Annotated in this window: 20 protein-coding genes; 9 read left to right on the top strand and 11 right to left on the bottom strand. The window is 60.4% G+C overall.

The window, feature by feature from the left end:
* Window positions 1–189 precede the first annotated feature (189 nt).
* Both pth and RWK44_RS29855 read left to right on the top strand, forming a co-directional pair.
* On the top strand, window positions 190–921 hold the full coding sequence (pth, locus tag RWK44_RS29860) for an aminoacyl-tRNA hydrolase (RefSeq protein ID WP_020051044.1): 732 nt from the start codon (window positions 190–192) through the stop codon (window positions 919–921).
* A gap of 5 nt (window positions 922–926) precedes the next feature.
* On the top strand, window positions 927–1,379 hold the full coding sequence (locus RWK44_RS29855) for a GNAT family N-acetyltransferase (RefSeq protein ID WP_376775258.1): 453 nt from the start codon (window positions 927–929) through the stop codon (window positions 1,377–1,379).
* Between the two features lie 31 nt (window positions 1,380–1,410).
* Here the strand turns inward: RWK44_RS29855 and clpS are convergent, their stop codons facing one another.
* The 3 genes from clpS to RWK44_RS29840 all read right to left on the bottom strand — a co-directional run bounded on the left by clpS (window position 1,411) and on the right by RWK44_RS29840 (window position 2,484).
* Complete coding sequence (clpS, locus tag RWK44_RS29850) at window positions 1,411–1,722, bottom strand: ATP-dependent Clp protease adapter ClpS (RefSeq protein ID WP_131664602.1); 312 nt, start codon at window positions 1,720–1,722, stop codon at window positions 1,411–1,413.
* A gap of 95 nt (window positions 1,723–1,817) precedes the next feature.
* Complete coding sequence (locus tag RWK44_RS29845; protein WP_131664601.1) at window positions 1,818–2,216, bottom strand: type II toxin-antitoxin system VapC family toxin; 399 nt, start codon at window positions 2,214–2,216, stop codon at window positions 1,818–1,820.
* On the bottom strand, window positions 2,206–2,484 hold the full coding sequence (locus RWK44_RS29840; protein WP_131664600.1) for an AbrB/MazE/SpoVT family DNA-binding domain-containing protein: 279 nt from the start codon (window positions 2,482–2,484) through the stop codon (window positions 2,206–2,208). The genes RWK44_RS29845 and RWK44_RS29840 overlap by 11 nt, the downstream gene beginning before the upstream one ends.
* A gap of 153 nt (window positions 2,485–2,637) precedes the next feature.
* On the opposite strand from RWK44_RS29840, the gene ychF reads away from it, so the two are divergent.
* On the top strand, window positions 2,638–3,741 hold the full coding sequence (gene ychF / locus RWK44_RS29835) for a redox-regulated ATPase YchF (protein ID WP_131664599.1): 1,104 nt from the start codon (window positions 2,638–2,640) through the stop codon (window positions 3,739–3,741).
* A gap of 16 nt (window positions 3,742–3,757) precedes the next feature.
* Here ychF and RWK44_RS29830 read toward each other — a convergent pair whose 3' ends face one another.
* The gene (locus tag RWK44_RS29830; protein ID WP_020051050.1) at window positions 3,758–4,837 is read right to left on the bottom strand and encodes a hypothetical protein; all 1,080 of its coding nucleotides are present in this window, start codon (window positions 4,835–4,837) and stop codon (window positions 3,758–3,760) included.
* An 81-nt stretch (window positions 4,838–4,918) separates the two neighbouring features.
* Here RWK44_RS29830 and RWK44_RS29825 point away from each other — a divergent pair, with 81 nt between their 5' ends.
* Both RWK44_RS29825 and RWK44_RS29820 read left to right on the top strand, forming a co-directional pair.
* A complete protein-coding gene (locus RWK44_RS29825; protein WP_221942437.1) occupies window positions 4,919–5,410 on the top strand; it encodes a MaoC family dehydratase in 492 nt (163 codons plus the stop codon).
* The gene (locus RWK44_RS29820) at window positions 5,407–5,874 is read left to right on the top strand and encodes a MaoC family dehydratase (RefSeq protein WP_131664597.1); all 468 of its coding nucleotides are present in this window, start codon (window positions 5,407–5,409) and stop codon (window positions 5,872–5,874) included. The genes RWK44_RS29825 and RWK44_RS29820 overlap by 4 nt, the downstream gene beginning before the upstream one ends.
* 21 nt (window positions 5,875–5,895) lie before the next feature.
* On the opposite strand, the gene RWK44_RS29815 is transcribed toward RWK44_RS29820, so the two are convergent.
* From RWK44_RS29815 to petA, 4 genes are all read right to left on the bottom strand, one after another.
* Window positions 5,896–6,438: an adenine phosphoribosyltransferase gene (locus RWK44_RS29815; RefSeq protein WP_131664596.1), complete on the bottom strand. Its 543-nt coding sequence runs from the start codon at window positions 6,436–6,438 to the stop codon at window positions 5,896–5,898.
* 115 nt (window positions 6,439–6,553) lie between these two features.
* Window positions 6,554–7,438, bottom strand: a complete 885-nt coding sequence (locus tag RWK44_RS29810) for a cytochrome c1 (RefSeq protein WP_131664595.1) — start codon at window positions 7,436–7,438, stop codon at window positions 6,554–6,556.
* A gap of 24 nt (window positions 7,439–7,462) precedes the next feature.
* The gene (locus RWK44_RS29805; protein WP_131664594.1) at window positions 7,463–8,731 is read right to left on the bottom strand and encodes a cytochrome b; all 1,269 of its coding nucleotides are present in this window, start codon (window positions 8,729–8,731) and stop codon (window positions 7,463–7,465) included.
* Between the two features lie 14 nt (window positions 8,732–8,745).
* Window positions 8,746–9,324, bottom strand: coding sequence for a ubiquinol-cytochrome c reductase iron-sulfur subunit (gene petA, locus RWK44_RS29800; RefSeq protein ID WP_026265370.1), 579 nt, complete (start codon window positions 9,322–9,324; stop codon window positions 8,746–8,748).
* Between the two features lie 283 nt (window positions 9,325–9,607).
* Between petA and RWK44_RS29795 the strand changes: the two genes are divergently transcribed.
* Entirely contained in the window at window positions 9,608–10,540 is a 933-nt protein-coding gene (locus RWK44_RS29795; RefSeq protein WP_316029856.1) for an endonuclease/exonuclease/phosphatase family protein, read from the top strand.
* Here the strand turns inward: RWK44_RS29795 and RWK44_RS29790 are convergent.
* Complete coding sequence (locus tag RWK44_RS29790) at window positions 10,496–12,409, bottom strand: ABC transporter ATP-binding protein (RefSeq protein ID WP_221942439.1); 1,914 nt, start codon at window positions 12,407–12,409, stop codon at window positions 10,496–10,498. The two genes, RWK44_RS29795 and RWK44_RS29790, sit on opposite strands and share 45 nt — an antisense overlap.
* A gap of 161 nt (window positions 12,410–12,570) precedes the next feature.
* Between RWK44_RS29790 and RWK44_RS29785 the strand changes: the two genes are divergently transcribed.
* Window positions 12,571–12,801: a ribbon-helix-helix domain-containing protein gene (locus RWK44_RS29785; RefSeq protein WP_026265371.1), complete on the top strand. Its 231-nt coding sequence runs from the start codon at window positions 12,571–12,573 to the stop codon at window positions 12,799–12,801.
* 111 nt (window positions 12,802–12,912) lie between these two features.
* Here the strand turns inward: RWK44_RS29785 and RWK44_RS29780 are convergent, their stop codons facing one another.
* The gene (locus RWK44_RS29780) at window positions 12,913–14,769 is read right to left on the bottom strand and encodes an ABC transporter ATP-binding protein (protein ID WP_221999395.1); all 1,857 of its coding nucleotides are present in this window, start codon (window positions 14,767–14,769) and stop codon (window positions 12,913–12,915) included.
* A 386-nt stretch (window positions 14,770–15,155) separates the two neighbouring features.
* On the opposite strand from RWK44_RS29780, the gene RWK44_RS29775 reads away from it, so the two are divergent.
* Together RWK44_RS29775 and RWK44_RS29770 are read left to right on the top strand one after the other, a co-directional pair.
* A complete protein-coding gene (locus tag RWK44_RS29775; protein ID WP_131664590.1) occupies window positions 15,156–15,617 on the top strand; it encodes a tRNA (cytidine(34)-2'-O)-methyltransferase in 462 nt (153 codons plus the stop codon).
* Window positions 15,618–15,825: 208 nt separating this feature from the next.
* Window positions 15,826–17,472, top strand: a complete 1,647-nt coding sequence (locus tag RWK44_RS29770; RefSeq protein WP_131664589.1) for a Na/Pi cotransporter family protein — start codon at window positions 15,826–15,828, stop codon at window positions 17,470–17,472.
* A gap of 3 nt (window positions 17,473–17,475) precedes the next feature.
* On the opposite strand, the gene RWK44_RS29765 is transcribed toward RWK44_RS29770, so the two are convergent.
* Entirely contained in the window at window positions 17,476–17,736 is a 261-nt protein-coding gene (locus tag RWK44_RS29765) for a hypothetical protein (protein ID WP_003541775.1), read from the bottom strand.
* Window positions 17,737–17,800: the final 64 nt, after the last annotated feature.

Raw genomic sequence — 17,800 nt, 5'->3', positions numbered from 1 at the left:
TCCGGAGACAACTGCCCTTTCCGCTTGACTTTGCTTTCATTTCGCGGTGGTGAACGGCGGGAAGTTTTAAAGCGCGTCGCGATCTTTCAGATTTGCTCCTCGCGCTTTAGGTCTTTGTTTTTACGCATGTGATTGTCGCAAAACCGCTGCACACTTTGCGCGACATGCTTTAGCGAGGAAAGACAGGCCATGCTGATCATCGCGGGTCTCGGCAATCCCGGCAGCAAATACGCCGGCAACCGCCACAATATCGGCTTCATGGCCGTCGACGCCATCCATCGGCGCCACGGCTTTTCGCCCTGGTCGAAGAAGTTCAGGGCCGAGATCGCCGAGGGCGAGGTCGGCGGCGAGAAAGTGCTGCTGATGAAGCCGCAGACCTTCATGAACCTTTCCGGCGAGTCCGTCGGCGAAGCGATGCGTTTCTACAAGCTCCAGCCGGCCGATCTCGTGGCCATCTACGACGAGCTCGACCTTCCCCAGGGCAAGGCGCGGCTGAAGACCGGCGGCGGCCACAACGGCCACAACGGCATCAAGTCGCTCGACGCCCATTGCGGCAGGGAATACCGGCGGCTACGCCTCGGTATCGGCCATCCCGGCATCAAGGAAATGGTGCAGAACCATGTGCTCGGCGATTTCGCCAAGGCCGACAAGGCCTGGCTGGAGCCGCTTCTCGACACGCTCGCCGACAATGCCGACATGCTGGTGCGAAACGAAGATTCGCAGCTGATGAACAAGATTGCGCTGGCGCTCGGCGGAAAGGCCGAGGAGGAGAAACCGGCGAAAGAAAAGAAGGATGTCGAGAAGAAGCCGGCCGGCCAGTCGCATATCTATCAGGCCCGCAACCACAATCAGCCGAAGTTGCCGGCCACCGGCCCGATGGCCGACATGCTAAAAAAGATGTTCGGCAAAAAGGGCGATTGAGACCGATGCCGGATCACGACGTCATCATCCGCCCGGCTGCCCGCGGCGATCTCGCCGGTCTCATGACGCTTTACCGTCACCTGAGCCCCACCGATCCGGTTCTTGACGAGGCCATTGCCGAAGAACGCTTTTCCGCCATCCTGGCCCAGCCCGGCATGACCGTCTTCATCGGTTTTGCGGGTGAGGTCGCCGTCGCCACCGTCACAAGCGTCGTCGTGCCGAACCTGACACGGAACGGCGCGCCCTATGCGCTCATCGAAAACGTCGTCACCCATGCCGATCATCGCAAGCGCGGTTATGCCCGCACCGTCATCGGCCACGCGGTCGCCGAGGCCTGGAACGACGGATGCTACAAGGTGATGCTGCTTACCGGCTCCAAGAATCCGGCAACGTTGCGCTTCTATGAGAATTGCGGTTTCGTGCAGGAAAAGACCGGCTATCAGATCCGCCGGCCCTGACTCCATATTCGGGGCGGCCCTCAGAAAGCGCCTATTCCTCCGGTTCGGTGGTGAACATCAGCGGAAACCCCATGCCCTTGGCAAGGTCGATACCCTCCTTGGCCTTGGTCTCGGCGATGTCCCTGGCGCAGACCACGACCACGCAGGAACCGAGCTTGTGCGCCGTCATCATCACCCGGTAACCCGTCTCCTCGCTCATGCGGAAGACGGCCTTCAGGATCATGATGACGAGTTCGCGTGGGGTATAATCGTCATTGACGAGGATGACCTTGTAGAGCTTCGGCTTGTCCAGCTTGGGCTTCACTTTGACCTTCGGTTTCAGGGCAATGTCATTGTCACTCATCGGAAAAATCCACCCGTTGATGACATGGAAAAGGCGGAGAAAACGTCCACCACCAATATATTGCACCGTAAGCACGGCAGTTCAATGACGGAGTGTTATTCCGCGGAGAGCAGGAGGCAATTCTGACTGGCTATTTCCAGGATTGCGGCAGCCTTCTTGTCGAATGTCACGAATGTTTCGCCGCCAAGCCTGCGACCTTCGAAGACGATGATGCCATCGGCGAAGTCCCCGCCAGCATCGAGAAAGGATAATCCGGCTTCGACGGCAACTCTGTCGTAGACAACCTTCCTGTCCGATATCAGCAGCCGGATGGCCGCTGATATCTCTGAAGCGCTCTTGCGATAGACCCGGCTGGCGACCCAGACGAATTCGCAAAACGTCAGATTGGAAATGAACAGGCGTTCGGCCTCGCGCATGAACGTCCTTGCACGCTCAGTTTGCTTCGGATCGTCATGCACGGCCGAACGTACGAGCACATTCGTATCAACGATCATTGTCGACGCCGACCTCGCCTGCCCAGCCCGCCTTTATGGCCTCATCGATCTCTTCGAGCGTCGCATGAATATTCTCCTTGTTCTCCAGACTCCCGAAGAAGCTTTCCACCGAGCCCGCGACCGACCGCCTCTCAACAGCAATGACCTCGAGTTTGCCGCCAGGCAGGAGATCGACATCGATCCTGTCGCCAGGCCTGACCCCGAGATGCTGAAGCACCTCCTTTTTCAGGGTCACCTGCCCCTTTGCCGTCACAGTCAGAGTTGCCATGCTGATGGTATCCTTTGCTCCAAAAGTAAGGCTAAAACGCCTTACCTTCAAGCCGAGCGCCTCAGCTTTTTCGATTCATGTTGCGAACCCTTGACCCAGGGCGGCCATTCCCGCATAGGCAGGGCAAAGTTACCAATAGATATGGATCAAGCCATGGGCTTCAAATGCGGTATCGTCGGGCTGCCGAATGTCGGCAAATCGACCCTCTTCAACGCGCTCACCAAGACGGCGGCGGCACAGGCGGCGAACTACCCCTTCTGCACCATCGAGCCGAACACCGGCGAAGTCGCCGTTCCCGATCCGCGCATGCGCAAGCTTGCCGACGTCGCCAAGTCGAAAGAACTGATCCCGACCCGCATCTCCTTCGTCGATATCGCCGGCCTGGTGCGCGGCGCCTCGAAGGGCGAAGGCCTCGGCAACCAGTTCCTCGCCAATATCCGCGAGGTCGACGCCATCGTCCATGTGCTCCGCTGCTTCGAAGACAGCGACATCACTCATGTCGAGGGCCGCATCAACCCGGTCGCCGATGCCGAGACGATCGAGACCGAGCTGATGCTTGCCGACCTCGAAAGCCTGGAGCGCCGCAGCGAGCAGACGCGCAAGCGCGCCACCGGCAAGGACAAGGATTCGGTGGCGATGCTGCCGATCATGGAAGCGTCGCTGAAGCTGCTCAACGAAGGCAAGCCGGTGCGCACGCTGCTGTCGACGCTCGATGCGGAAGAAATCGTCATCCTCAAGAGCCTCAATCTTCTGACCTCGCATCCGGTGCTCTACGTCTGCAACGTCGCCGAAGGCGATGCCTCGACCGGCAACGAATTCACCGAGGTCGTCGCCGTCATGGCGAAGGAACAGGGTGCCGAAACCGTCGTCATCTCGGCGGCGATCGAAGCGGAAGTCGCCCAGCTTCCAGAAGAGGAAGCGAAGGAATTCCTCTCTGCCCTCGACCTTGACGAGGCGGGCCTCGACCGGCTGATCCGCGCCGGCTACAAGCTGCTCCACCTCATCACCTATTTTACCGTCGGCCCGAAGGAAACGCGCGCCTGGACGATCGAGCGCGGCACCAAGGCGCCGCAGGCCGCGGGCGTCATCCATTCGGATTTCGAGCGCGGCTTCATCCGCGCCAACACCATCGCCTATGACGACTACATCAAATATAACGGCGAAGTCGGCGCCAAGGATGCCGGCAAGGCGCGCGACGAAGGCAAGGAATACGTCGTCCAAGACGGCGACGTCATCCACTTCCGCTTTAATACTTGATCAAATCGCTGCCGCCCTAACCAGGCGGCAGCCTGTTCGCGATTGCCGGAGGGAGTGCCCTAAGCAACATCCGGCGCAGCGGCATCCAGCCCGTTCCGATAATGAGAACGATCGCGCCGACGACGATCAGCGTCGTGTAGATGTAGGTGTCGACAGTCGCACTTCCGTGCCGGAAGACGCTGAAGATCGCAACGCCGAGCGACAACAGCCCCGAAGTGACGAAGGCGCGGCGGTCGATGACGAGGCCGATCAGCATCAGCGCCGCCACCGTCGCGACGACCACAGGCGTCCGGGCCGACATGTTCGCCAGGTCGAAGATACGGCCGCTTTCCTCGAACGACAGCAGGGAAACGGTGCTGTAGAGCATCGCCGGCGCCGCGCCGAGATGCAGCCAGAAAGCGATATCCGAGCGCGTCGTCCGGCGCAGCCGGTCGCCGAGGTCGAAATAGAGCGCCGTCGCGAAGAGGCCGAGCGCGCAGACGAGCGAGACCGCAGCCAGCACGGCAAGATGGTCGGCGAAAAACGTCGGATTACCGCTTACCCATTGCACCAAACGCAAAAGCAGGGTGAGCACGAAGGCAAGCGTCGACATGATGGAGAGCGCCAGCGCCAAGGGCACGCGATAGCGGGCATAGTAAACGCCGAGGATGATCGGGAAGCCGGCAACGAGCTGTGTCACCTCCGCTCCGAAGGATCCGGAGGTCTGTGCCCACGGCGGGAAGAAGCCGGACATCAGCGGCCATGTCCAGCAGAACAGCGCGATCGTCAGGCTGACGGCCGGCAAAGCAAGCCGCTGACGCCGCACCAGGATTTCCGAAAGCACGATGATGGCAGCCGGCACGGCGTAAAGCGGCGCAAGGCCCCAGAGGCCGACGAGCGCGACGATAACGCCGATGGTGATCAGCACGTCGTGGAAGCCTCGCACGAAACGCGGCGTCTCCGTATCCGACCAGGCCTGCTCCTCGGCCACCATTCCAGGCGCCCCAGCGACGGCCACGCCCCGCTCAATGAGGAACGGCAAAAGCCGCCCGCCCGCCTCCGGCGAAATCAGCTCCTGGCGCACGGCCTCGTCGAGTATCGACCTTAGTTCAGTCATGCCGGTTTATCTCCCCGGAATCATTGAGCCCGCGCGGATGCTATTGTAAGCATTGTGCGCTGCATATGGCGGGAGGAGTGAATGTCGGCAGAAAAGCTTTCCTTCGAGGATTTCCAGCCCGGCCGCCGCTTCGCGCTTGGCCCGAAGCCGGTGACCACCGAGGAAATCATTGAGTTTGCAAGCGAATTCGACCCGCAACCGATGCATCTCGATGAGGCTGCCGGCCGCGCCAGCATTCTCGGCGGCCTTGCCGCCTCCGGTTGGCATACCTCTTCGATGTTCATGCGCATGATGGCCGACAGTTATGTGCTGCATTCGCTCTGCGAGGGTGCGCCGGGCGTCGATCTTATGGAATGGCGAAAGCCGGTGCTTGCCGGCGACACGCTGTCCGGCCATTCGACCGTGCTCGAAGCCCGGCCGATGCGCTCGCGCCCCGGAATGGGCATTGTCAAGTTTCGCCACGAGGTGAAAAACCAGCGCGGCGAACTCGTCTGCGTCTCGGAGAATTCGGTCATGTTCGGCATGCGCGTCCGGCCCGCGGATATCGGCATAAACCCGGAGACGTCAGCATGAGGATGTCCGAGCTTTACGCGGTTGGCGAGAAGGCCGAGATCGGCAGCTATACTTTTACCGAGGAAAACATCATCCGTTTCGCGACACGCTACGATCCGCAGCGTTTCCACCTCGACAAAGAAGCCGCCAAAGGCACCCTCTTCGGCGATCTCTGCGCCTCGGGCTGGCACACCACCGCAGGCTGGATGCGAACCTTCCTCGCCTTTTGGGAAAGACAGAGCGCCGCACTCGCGCAAAACGGCCTGACGTCGCCGAACCTCGGCCCCTCACCCGGTTTCCAGAAACTGCAATGGCTGCGGCCGGTCTTCGCAGGCGACGTCGTGACCTATTCCGTCGCCTTCCTCTCCAGCCGCGCACTCGCGTCGCGGCCGGGATGGCACCTCAACACCATCCTCTGCGAGGGCGTCAATCAAAACGGAGATGCCGTTATCCGCTTCGAAAGCAGCGTCCTCGAATTCGACTGACACAGCCGGAATGGCACCCGGTCAGTGACCGGAGAATTCGACCAGTGTGTGCACGACGACGCCGAGCTCTTCCAGCTTCCTGCGACCGCCAAGATCCGGCAGGTCGATGACGAAACAGGCACCGACGACTTCCGCACCAATCTGGCGCAATAGCCTCGTCGCGCCGACCGCGGTGCCGCCGGTGGCGATCAGGTCGTCGACCAGGATCACCTTCTCGCCGGGTTGGACAGCATCGCGATGCATCTCCATCTCGTCGACGCCATATTCCAGGCTGTAGGCGATGCGCACGGTCTCGTGCGGCAGCTTGCCCTTCTTGCGGATCGGTACGAAGCCTGAGGAAAGCTGGTGCGCCACCGCGCCGCCGAGGATGAAGCCGCGCGCCTCCATGCCGGCGATCTTGTCGATCTTCGTGCCGGCATAGGGCTGCACGAGTTCGTCGACCGCCCGGCGGAAAGCCCGAGGGTTGCCGAGCAGCGTGGTGATGTCGCGGAAGATGATGCCGGGCTTGGGATAGTCAGGAATGGAGCGGATGCTGGCTGCGAGCTCCGAAGTCGTATTATTCATGGAAAATCCATATCTGCGAACGCATGAAACTGGCCGCACCCTACCAATTACGAGGGGCGGAACCAACAAAAAAGGCGGCCCGTAGGCCGCCTTTCGAAATCCGGCGGGGAACCGCTTAATGTTCCTTATTGGCGTAGATCGAGCGCTTCGTCAGGTAGATCAGCACCGTGAAAATCGCCAGGAAGATCATGACCATGAAGCCCGTGCGTTTGCGCTCCTCAAGATGCGGCTCCGCCGCCCACATCAGGAAGGCGGTGACATCCTTCGAATACTGGTCGACCGTCGCCGGCGCGCCGTCGTCATAGGTCACCTGGCCGTCAGAGAGCGGCTTTGGCATGGCAAGGACGGCGGCAGCATTGAAATAAGGGTTATAATGTCCCCCCTGCGGCACCTGGAAACCGGCCGGCGGCTCTTCATAGCCGGTCAGCAGTGCGTGGATATAGTCCGGGCCGCTTTCCTGATATTGCGTAAAAATGTCGAAAACGAACTGCGGAAAGCCGCGCTCGACTGAGCGGGCCTTGGCAATCAGCGAAAAATCGGGCGGAGCCGCGCCATTGTTGGAAGCAGCCGCGGCTTCAGCATTGGGGAAAGGCGACGGGAAGTAATCGGAAGGAACCGCCTTGCGGGTAAACATCTCGCCACTGGCGTCGGGACCATCCTGGACCTCGTAGTTCGCGGCGAAGGCCTTCACCTGCGCCTCGGAATAGCCGAGCTCGTCGAGCGTGCGGAAAGGCACGAGCTTCATCGAATGACAGGCTGCACAGACTTCCGTGTAGACCTTGAGGCCGCGCTGGAGCTGGCCCTTGTCGTAATGGCCGAACGGACCGGCGAAAGACCATTCCTCCTCCTTCGGATGCTTCAGCGGATAGTGAGGCGTTTCGCTTTCCTCGTGATGGGCCGGAGCTGCACCGTTGGCGGGCGTCGCCTCCTGAGCCAGCACGGCACTGCCGAAACTGGCGGCGAATGCGAACGAAAGAATGCTTGTAACAAGCGTTTTCATATTTCTATTCCCTTCCGTCGCTCGCTATGCCTTGACCACTACGGTCTTGTTGCGCTTTTCGAGCACCGCTTCGGTAATCGAGTTCGGGATGCGGCGCGGTGTTTCCACCAAGCCGAGAACCGGCATCGCGACCAGGAAGAAAGCGAAGTAGAGGAGCGTGCAGATCTGCGAGATCGTGGTGAACAGGCCCTCCGCCGGCTGCGAGCCAAGCCAGCCGAGGATGATCGCGTTGATCACGAACAACCAGTAGAACAGCTTGTACCAGGGACGGTAGACGGCGGAACGGACCTTTGAGGTATCGAGCCAGGGCAGGAAGAACAGTACGATAATCGCGCCGAACATCACCAGCACGCCGCCGAGCTTGGAATCGATCGGGCCGACGTTGAAGGTGATCGAGCGCAGCATCGCATAGAACGGCAGGAAGTACCATTCCGGAACGATGTGGGCCGGCGTCTTCAACGGATCGGCCGGGATGTAGTTGTCGGCATGACCGAGGAAGTTCGGCAGGTAGAAGACGAAATAGGCATAGACCAGCAGGAAGATCGATACGCCAAGCGCATCCTTCATCGTCGCATAAGGCGTGAAACGCACCGTATCCGTCTTCGTTTTGACCTCGACGCCCGTTGGGTTCGTCTGGCCGGTGACGTGCAGCGCCCAGATATGCAGGACGACGACGCCGGCGATCATGAAGGGGAGCAGGTAATGCAGCGAAAAGAAGCGGTTCAGCGTCGGCTGTTCGACGGCAAAGCCGCCGAGTAGGAACTGCTGCAACCATTCGCCAATCAGGGGAAAGGCCGAGAAGAAGCCGGTGATGACGGTGGCGCCCCAGAAGGACATCTGGCCCCACGGCAGAACGTAACCCATGAAGCCGGTCGCCATCATCAGGAGATAAATGACCACGCCGAGAATCCAGAGAATTTCGCGCGGCGCCTTGTAGGAGCCGTAGTAGAGGCCGCGGGCAATATGCAGGTAGACCGCGACGAAGAAGAAAGACGCGCCATTGGCATGCATATAGCGCAGCAGCCAGCCATGATTGACGTCGCGCATGATCTTTTCAACGGAGTTGAAGGCAATCGTCGTCTCGGCGGCATAGTGCATGGCGAGAACCACACCCGTCAATATCTGCAGGATCAGCATGACGGAGAGCATTGCGCCAAAAGTATAGGCATAGTTCAGGTTACGCGGAACCGGATAGGCGACGAAACTATCATAGACCATGCGCGGCAGTGGAAGGCGCGCATCGACCCATTTCTCGAGGCCGGTTGATGGCTCGTAGCTGGAATGGCCACTCATATATCAGTCTCCCCTCAACCGATCTTGATTTTGGTATCGGACACAAATGAAAAGGTCGGAATCGGCAGGTTCTCGGGCGCAGGACCTTTGCGAACGCGGCCGGCCGTGTCGTAGACCGAGCCATGGCAGGGACAGAACCAACCATTGTATTCGCCGGCCTGGCCGAGCGGTACGCAGCCGAGATGCGTGCAGGTGCCGATCATGACGATCCAGTTTTCCTTGTCCTTGCCGCCCGAACGGTCAACACCCGTTGCCTGAGCGTCGGCGGGAAGGTTTGCATTGCGCGCGATCGGGTCCTTGAGATCCGACAGCGGAACATCGGCTGCGGCCGTTACTTCTTCCGGGGTGCGATTGCGGATGAAGATCGGCTTGCCGCGCCATTTGACCGTCAGCGACATGCCGGGTTCCAGGCTGGCAACGTCGACTTCGATTGAGGCGAGAGCGAGCGTCGAAGCGTCAGGACGCATCTGATCGATGAACGGCCAAGCGACCGCGACGGCGCCGACGGCGCCCGCCATACCAGTGGTGAGATAAAGGAAATCACGGCGAGTGGGTTCGCCCGTGCCCTCGCTTGTCGTTTCGTGTTCGCTCACGGCTAACATCCTCTGCGCAATTTTCGCGGAATTCCGCCCTACCCCTCTACCGGCGAATCTCTCTAGACACAATTCGGCCATAGATTCCCCAGCAATCCGGCGCGTTCTATGCTTGATCGCAAATTATGTCCAGCCTTGGGAAGGGGATGAGGGCACAATGTCGCGGGAAATTTGGGATGAATTTTTTAAGGCAAACACGCGCTTGCCATTATGTTGCATTGCAACAAAAATGCCCTCGTGATAGGCGCAGTCCGAGCCATGCAAGTGAGCCGGACCGGAGCGGATGAGAGACACGATTTTTTGCGTATTCAGCGTTCTCACGACGCTCGTTCTCGCCATTATCTCCCTGCGATACATCACCGATTTCTATTTGCTGTCCTTCTTTTACAGCTTCCAGGTTCATCTGGCGGCAGCCGGCGCGGTTGCCTCGGTTGCTGCCCTTCTCGTCAAGCGGCACTGGTATGGCCTGCTGACCCTCTCGGTATCGGTGGTTTTTGCAGTCCATGGCATCGTGATGATGCGCGAGTTCGTCGAACCATCAGTTGAAGAGAGCCGCCCGGCCCTGTTCAGGCTGATGTCCTTCAATATCGAAAACGATAATTTCGCAAACGGCACTGACATCGCCGACATGGTCATCGCCTCAGGCGCCGATGTCGTCAACATCCTGGAGGCCGAGCCGCTGCTGTCGGAACTGCCGCGGTTGTTGAAGACCTATCCCTATTATATCGGCTGCGGTGTCGGCATGGAGCAATGCGATACGCTGGTGCTGTCGAAGCGTCCGCTGATCGAACCCCGCATCCGCAATCTCGGCCTGCTCTGGCGCAACCGGCTGACGATCTCGACGATCGATTTCGAAGGCCAGAAGGTCAATTTCCTCGCCGCGCACCTGACCAAACCTTATTACGACGAGTTCCACGGTCTGGAGATCTGGGATCTCGCGGAGGTCATCCCTACCCTTTCGGGACCGCTCGTTCTGGCCGGTGATTTCAATACATCGATTCTCGCGCCCGACGTGCAGTATCTCATGCGCACTCAAGGCTTGGGCACGGCATCGCTGGAGCCCGCGACATGGCCGATCCGCGCCGGCGCCTTCGGTATTCCGATCGATCATATCTTTGCCCGCGCGCCGCTGCGGCTGAAATCGGTCCGCCGCATCGAAAACGGCTTCGGATCAAATCATTTTGGCCTCATGGCGGAATTCGTCGTCGACCCTTGAGCCCACGTCATCATCCGCAGCAAGGAAGCCGCCGGACTGGCGCGCCCAAAGTTCGGCATAGAGCCCGCCGTGGCGAAGCAGTGCATCATGGCTGCCTTCCTCGATGATCCGTCCGAGATCGACGACGATCAGCCGATCGAGCGCGGCGATCGTCGACAGCCGATGGGCGATCGCAAGCACCGTCTTGCCTTCCATGATCCGGTGGAGATTGGACTGGATCGCTTCTTCCACCTCCGAATCGAGCGCCGACGTCGCTTCGTCGAGAACGAGGATCGGCGCGTCCTTCAGCATGACGCGGGCAATGGCGATACGCTGCCGCTGCCCGCCGGACAGTTTGACGCCGCGTTCGCCGACATGCGCATCGAAACCTCTGCGGCCCTGCTGATCCTGCAGGCGTTCGATGAAGTCGATGGCTTCGGCGCGCCTGGCCGCCTCGACCAGCCCCTCCTCGCCGGCATCCGGCCGCCCGAACAGGATATTGTCGCGCACCGAACGATGCAGCAGCGAGGTGTCCTGGCTGACGACGCCGATCTGCATCCTGAGGGATTCCTGCGTCACGGCTGATATATCCTGGCCGTCGATGAGAATGCGGCCGTCCTGAATGTCGTAGAGGCGCAGCAGCAGGTTCATCAGCGTCGATTTCCCCGCGCCCGAACGGCCGACGATCCCGACCTTCTCGCCGGGCCGGATGGTCATGGAAAAATTCTCGACCACCGTCTCGTGGCCCTTGCCGTAGCGGAAGGAAACATTGTCGAAGCGGATGCCGGGCTGCCGGATCACCAGCGTCTTCGCATCGGCCCGATCGACGAGCCCCAGAGGCTGGGAGATCAACTCTGCGGCGTTCTGGATGGTGCCGAGGTTGCGCATGATGCCGTTGAATTGCGTCATCAACCGTCCGAGCAGGAAATTCAGCCTGAGCACCAGCGCCAGCGAAAACGCCACCGCACCCGAGCTGATGAGGCCGCGCAGCCAGAGATCGACGCTCAACCCCGCCATCGTCACGATCATCAGGCCGGAAAGCAGCGCCATCGAGGCCCTGACGCCGGTGATGAACCGCGTGAAGCGCAGCACCGTATCCTGATAGATATCGAAGCCTTGCCGCATGTAGCGGTCGGCCTCCTCGTCGCGTGCAAACAGCTTCAGCGTCTGCATGTTGCTGTAGGAATCGACCATCCTGCCGTTCAGCATCGATCCGGCTTCCGCCGTTTCGCGAGAATGATGGCGGATCCGCGGGACGAAGTGGCGGGCAAGCAGGCTGAAGGCGCCAAGCCAGAACAGCACGACAGCGGCAAGGGAAAAGTCCAGCCGGGCGACGAGCACGAGCGTCGTTACGGCATAGATGCCGACGAACCAGACGCTTTCCATCAGCGAGGTGACGAGATCGCCGGTGGCCTGCCCGGCCGACCAGACCTTTGTGACGATGCGTCCGGAAAAATCGCTCTGGAAAAACGACAATGACTGCCTGGAGACGTGGAGATAGGATTGCCAGCGTGCGAGATTGTAGAAGCCCGGCGTGATCACCTGCTGGTCGACCAGCGCGATCAGGAAGGCGATGACGAAGCGCACCAGCCCGATGAGGGCGAGCATGACGAACAGCTCGCCGCCATGAGCGGTGAGAAGGCCGCTCCAGCCGGCGCCCGGTGTGATGCTACCGAGGATATCAACGAGCCGCCCGACAAACCAGAAGAGCGCTGCCTCGATCGCCGCCGACGCGCCGCCGAGAACGAGCATGGCGATGAACGGCATCCTCGCCTGGCCGATATAGAACCAGATGAATCCGAGCGTCGAGCGCGGCGGCTGGAGATTGGCGCGGGGGCGGAACGGATCGATCCAGGTTTCGAACCGGCGGAGGATGGGCTTCAGCAACATAGAAGCGATATAGGCGGAATAGCCGGACCGGCAAAGAGAATGAAAAGCGGACAGAGTGTTATATTTTGGTAATTATCGGTAACATCGGCGGCATACCCATTGAATGCCCCCGAACCGGTCACAATCTGACGTTACGATCGCGCTTTACCGGAGATACTCCCATGGAAACGAAAGTGCTCGATGCGCATATTCCGCTTCCGCTTGCAGAAAGGCTGGATGCTCTGGCATTCGCCCTGGGGTTGCCGCGCGACGAGATCGTCGCTGAGGCCATTACCGCCTGGCTGGACCAGGAAGAGCAGCGTCGTCTCGTCGCACTGCGCACGATCGCAGCCGCCAACACCATGATCGTCGTCGAACATCACCGCGTGATCGATTGGGCCGACAGTCTTTGAACGGATAAGAGGCAAACGCCAGTCAGGCCTTCAGCAACCGTCCGGCAAGCTTATAGCCATCCTAAGAAAAAGAGGCCCTCCCCGCTTTCGCAGGGAGGGCCTCATTTCATCTTATTCCGCCGCCACTTCCGCTTCGTCGGCGTGATCGGAGAGGAAGCCGCCGGACTGGCGGTTCCAGAGGTCGGCATAGATACCGCCTGCTTCGATCAGTTCGCTGTGCGAGCCGGCCTCGATGATCCGGCCCTTGTCGAGCACGATCAGCCGATCCATCTCCGTCAGCGTCGACAGCCGGTGGGCGATGGCGATCACCGTCTTGCCCTCCATCAAGGCGAAAAGGTTTTCCTGGATCGCCGCCTCGACTTCCGAATCGAGCGCCGAGGTCGCCTCGTCGAGCACCAGGATCGGCGCGTCCTTCAGGAAGACGCGGGCGATCGCGACACGCTGCCGCTGGCCGCCTGACAGTTTGACGCCGCGTTCGCCGACCTGCGCGTCGAGCCCCGCGCGGCCCTGCATGTCGACGAGGCCTTCGATGAACTCCCAGGCGTTGGCGCGTTTGGCGGCCTCGATCACCTCGTCATCCGTTGCTTCGGGACGACCATAGGCGATGTTGTCGCGGATCGAGCGATGCAACAGCGAGGTGTCCTGCGTCACCACGCCGATCAGCGAACGCAGGCTTTCCTGCGAGACACCGGCGATATCCTGCCCGTCGATGGTGATGCGGCCGGCCTCCAGATCGTAAAAGCGCAGCAGCAGGTTCATCAGCGTCGTCTTGCCGGCACCGGAACGGCCGACCAGACCGACCTTCTCGCCTGCCTTGATGTCGAGCGACAGGTTGTCGATGACGCCCTTGCTCTTGCCGTAGTGGAAGCGGATGCGGTCGTAGTGGATCGCGCCCTTCTTCGCCATCAGGGTGGGTGCGCCCGGCTTGTCGACGATGTCGTGCTGTTTGCTCATCATCTCCATGCCGTCATAGACCGTGCCGATATTCTCGAACAGCGCCGAGACTTCCCACATGATCCATTGCGACATGCCGTTGACGCGCATGGCAAGACCGATAGCGATGGCGATGGCGCCGATCGAGATCGCCCCGTTCAGCCAGAACCAGATCGACAGGCCCGAGATGACGAAGAGCGCAACGCAGTTGTTCACGTAGACGAAGATGTGGAAGAGCGTCACCTTGCGCATCTGCTTGTGCACGGTCTGCAGGAACTCGTCCATGCCCTCCTTGGCATAGACCTCCTCGCGGCCCGCATGCGAAAACAGCTTGACCGTCGCGATATTCGTATAGCTATCGACCACGCGGCCCGTCATCATCGAACGCGCATCCGCCTGCGCCGCCGCGATCTTGCGAAGCCGCGGCACGAAATAGGCGACGATGCTGATATAGACCGCGAGCCAGACGAGGATCGGGATCATCAGCCGCCAGTCCGCCGCCGCAATCACGATGATCATCGTCAGGAAGTAGGTGACGACATAGACGAAGACGTCGAGGATTTTCATCACCGTTTCACGTACGGCAAGCGAGGTCTGCATCACCTTGGTGGCGACACGCCCGGCAAACTCGTTGGCAAAGAACGACATGCTGTGGCGCAGCAGGAAGCGGTGCATCTGCCAGCGTGCGATCATCGGATAATTGCCGAGCATCATCTGATGCATGATGAGCGAATCGAGCCCGGCTACCGCAGGCAGGCCGATCAGCACAAGCGCCGCCATCCAGAAAAGCTTGTGGCCTTCTCTCTCCAGGAATGTGGCGCGGTCGGCATTGGTCAGCCAGTCGACGATGTCGCCGAGGAACTGGAAGAGCGCCACTTCGCCGATGGCGATCAGCGCCGTCAGCACGGCCATCAGGCCGAGCCAGGGCGCAGCCGGCTTGCTGTAATGCCAGCAAAAGGCAAAGAGACCTTTCGGCGGGGCGACAGGGTCCTCGCTTGGAAAGGGATTGAGTCGCTGCTCGAACCAGCCAAACATGAAATTGCTCCGAAACGTCAGCGTTCCGGCTCCCGGCTTCGCGCCATCCCAGCGCCATGCAAGCACATATGGGAACCGAACGTTCAAGGGGCGAGGCTGAGACAGCCGCACAATGGATCAAAAAAGGAAATTCAGGGAAGAAACCCGCCCTATCGGCGGAAAATCGCACTGCTTGGCATCATGGCCGGGAGGCGCACATACAGCAAAATATTCATTCTGGCGCTCCTTGCTGGCGATTGAAGATATGCACCGATAACGCGAAAACGAGGAATTTTCCAGCCCTGTTGTGCCAAAAATTTCATCTCGTCGGGTCAAAACGCGCCCTGTTGCGCCGAAATCACAGTTGCATTAGGCCTTGAGCGGCGAAAGCGGGAAAACGGCGCATCATGACTTCACTCAGACTGGCACTCTATCAGCCGGATATAGCAGGCAATACCGGCACCATCCTGCGTCTTGCCGCCTGCCTTGGCTTCGCGGTCGATCTGATCGAGCCCGCCGGCTTCGACATCTCCGACCGCAACCTGAAACGGGCCGGCATGGACTATATCGCCGCCGCCGCCCTCACCCGCCATGTCAACTGGGACCGCTTCGAGGCCTGGCGTCTGAGCACCGGCCGCCGCCTGATCCTCGCCTCGACCAAGGCGGCGGATCGCTATACCGATCTTGCCTTCCGCCCGGACGATATCCTGCTCTTCGGTCGCGAAAGCGCTGGCGTGCCGGATCAGGTGCATGAAGCAGCCGATGCGCGCGTCCTGATCCCGATGGTCGAAGGCCAGCGCTCGATCAACGTCGCCGTCTCGGCCGCGATGATCGTCGGCGAGGCGATGCGCCAAACCGTCTGGGCTTGAGAGACATCAGACTGGCGGAGCATAGGCGGGCGCAATCGCAAATCAGCTTGGCATTGTCGGAAAATGACATTGCCAAGCCGTCAAACCGGTTTATATTTATTAGCCGAACAATAAAAACTGCTCCACGACCTCTAAGATTCCAACGGCTTGGGAAGATTTATTTAGAAAACCACGATCTTAGGACGTGAAAGAAGAATAAAACAACAAAATGGACTCCACGATTATCATGATCAATCTGTTCGGTGCCGTGGCTTTGCTGCTGTTCGGCCTCGCGCAGGTGAAGGATGGCGTGACCAGGGCCTTTGGCGCCCGCCTGAGAACAGGTCTGGCGACCGGCACACGCGGCAGCCTTCGTTCTTTCCTGTCAGGCCTCGGCGCAACCATCGCGCTGCAGAGCTCCACGGCAACGGCACTGATGACGGCCTCCTTCGTCGAGCGTGACCTGATCAAGCCGCGCATGGCGCAGATCGTCCTGCTCGGCGCCAATGTCGGTACCGCGATCACCGCCTGGATCGTGGCAACGGGCATCGAATGGCTCTCTCCTCTCCTGATTCTTGCCGGCATCGTGCTTTGCCGCGGCCGTTCAAGCACCAGCCAGGGTGGCGGCACAGCGCTGATCGGCATCGGCCTGATGCTGCTGTCGCTGCACCTGCTTGGCCTTGCGACGGAACCGATGCGCGCCTCTCCCGCCCTTGCCGCTTTCATCGGCCTGCTGGACGGCGCCCTGCCCGTGGCGATGATCGTCTCGGCAACACTTGCCTTCGCATCCTCGTCGAGCCTTGCGGTGGTGGTGCTCATCCTGTCACTCGCCTCGGCCGGCGTGATTTCCGCCGAACTCGTCATCGTGCTCGTCCTCGGCGCCAATCTCGGCGGCGCTATACCACCTGTCGTCGCGACATTGTCCGGCCCGGCTTCGGCGCGGCGCGTCACCCTCGGCAATCTCGCCGTCCGCGCGCTCGGCTGCCTCATCGCTCTACCGCTGGCTGGATATGGCGCGGAACTCATCCAGATGCTGCCCTTCGGTCCCGCCAAGCTGCCGGTCGACGCGCATCTTGCCTTCAACCTTCTGCTGGCAGCGGTTGCCTGGCCATTCTCCCGGCCGCTCGCCGCCCTGATGACCCGGCTGGTGCCGGATCAAGCCGAGCCTGAGAGCGCCCCGAAATATTTAGATGCGCAGGAGCTTTCGACGCCGGTCGTTGCCCTTGCCAGCGCCACGCGCGAAGTGCTCGGCGTCGGGGATCTCATCGAGCGCATGCTGATCCGGGTCTCCGAAGGCTTCGAGCAGGGGGAGGCATCTAAGCTTGCCGAGATTCCGGCTCTCGAAGAGCGCGTCGACCGGCTGCAGCAGGCGGTGAAGGTCTATCTTTCGAAGCTCGGCCGCGAGGGACTCAGCGACGAAAACGCCCGCCGCTCGATCGTCGTCATCGATTACGCGATCAATCTCGAACATATGGGCGACATCATCGAGAAGGGCCTGGCGGAGCAGGTGGCGAAGAAAATCTCTCTCGGTTTGAAATTTTCCGAGGACGGTCATCAGGAACTGCGCAAGCTGTTCGATCTGACGATCGACAATCTGCGCGTCGCCCAGACGATCTTCGTCACCCGCGATTTCAATCTGGCGCGCCAGATGATGGAGGTAAAGGTCGAGGTGCGCCGGATGGAGAAACAATCGGCCGAGCGTCACCTCGAACGCCTGCGTGACGGCCGCGCCGACAGCCTGCAGACGAGTTCGCTGCATCTCGACATGCTGCGCGACCTGAAGCGCCTCAACGCTCACATCGTCTCCGTGGCGCATCCGATCATGGATGAAAACGGCCTGCTGATCGAAAGCCGCGTACGGGCGACTGCGAAGTGACGGTCAGTCGGCCGAAGGCAGGCGGCGCATGGTGAATTCGATCTGGTCGCCGTCGAGCTGGCGCCAGCTTTCCACCTCGGTCCAGTAAGCGGCTTTCGGATATTCGTCGAACCATTCGCGCGCCTTGGCGCGTGCGTCCATGAGGCCGAGGCAATATGTCTCACGCACGAAATGGTCTTTCTTGCTCGGGGGATTTTCCGCCCGATGTCTTGCTATCCTGCGCTTCAGGCCGTCGAAGGACGGAGGCCCTGGAACTTTCTTCATCAAACCTACCTCCTCGGAAAAGGTAGTATCGAAATTCTTGATTTGCGAGTCGAATCTTGGAAGT

It is taken from the genome of Rhizobium sp. 25PS6 (genome assembly GCF_032464655.1).
Taxonomy (GTDB): Bacteria; Pseudomonadota; Alphaproteobacteria; order Rhizobiales; family Rhizobiaceae; genus Rhizobium; species Rhizobium laguerreae.
The sequence above is the reverse complement of the archived record's forward strand: the minus strand, read 5'-3'. Positions and strand labels throughout refer to the sequence as shown.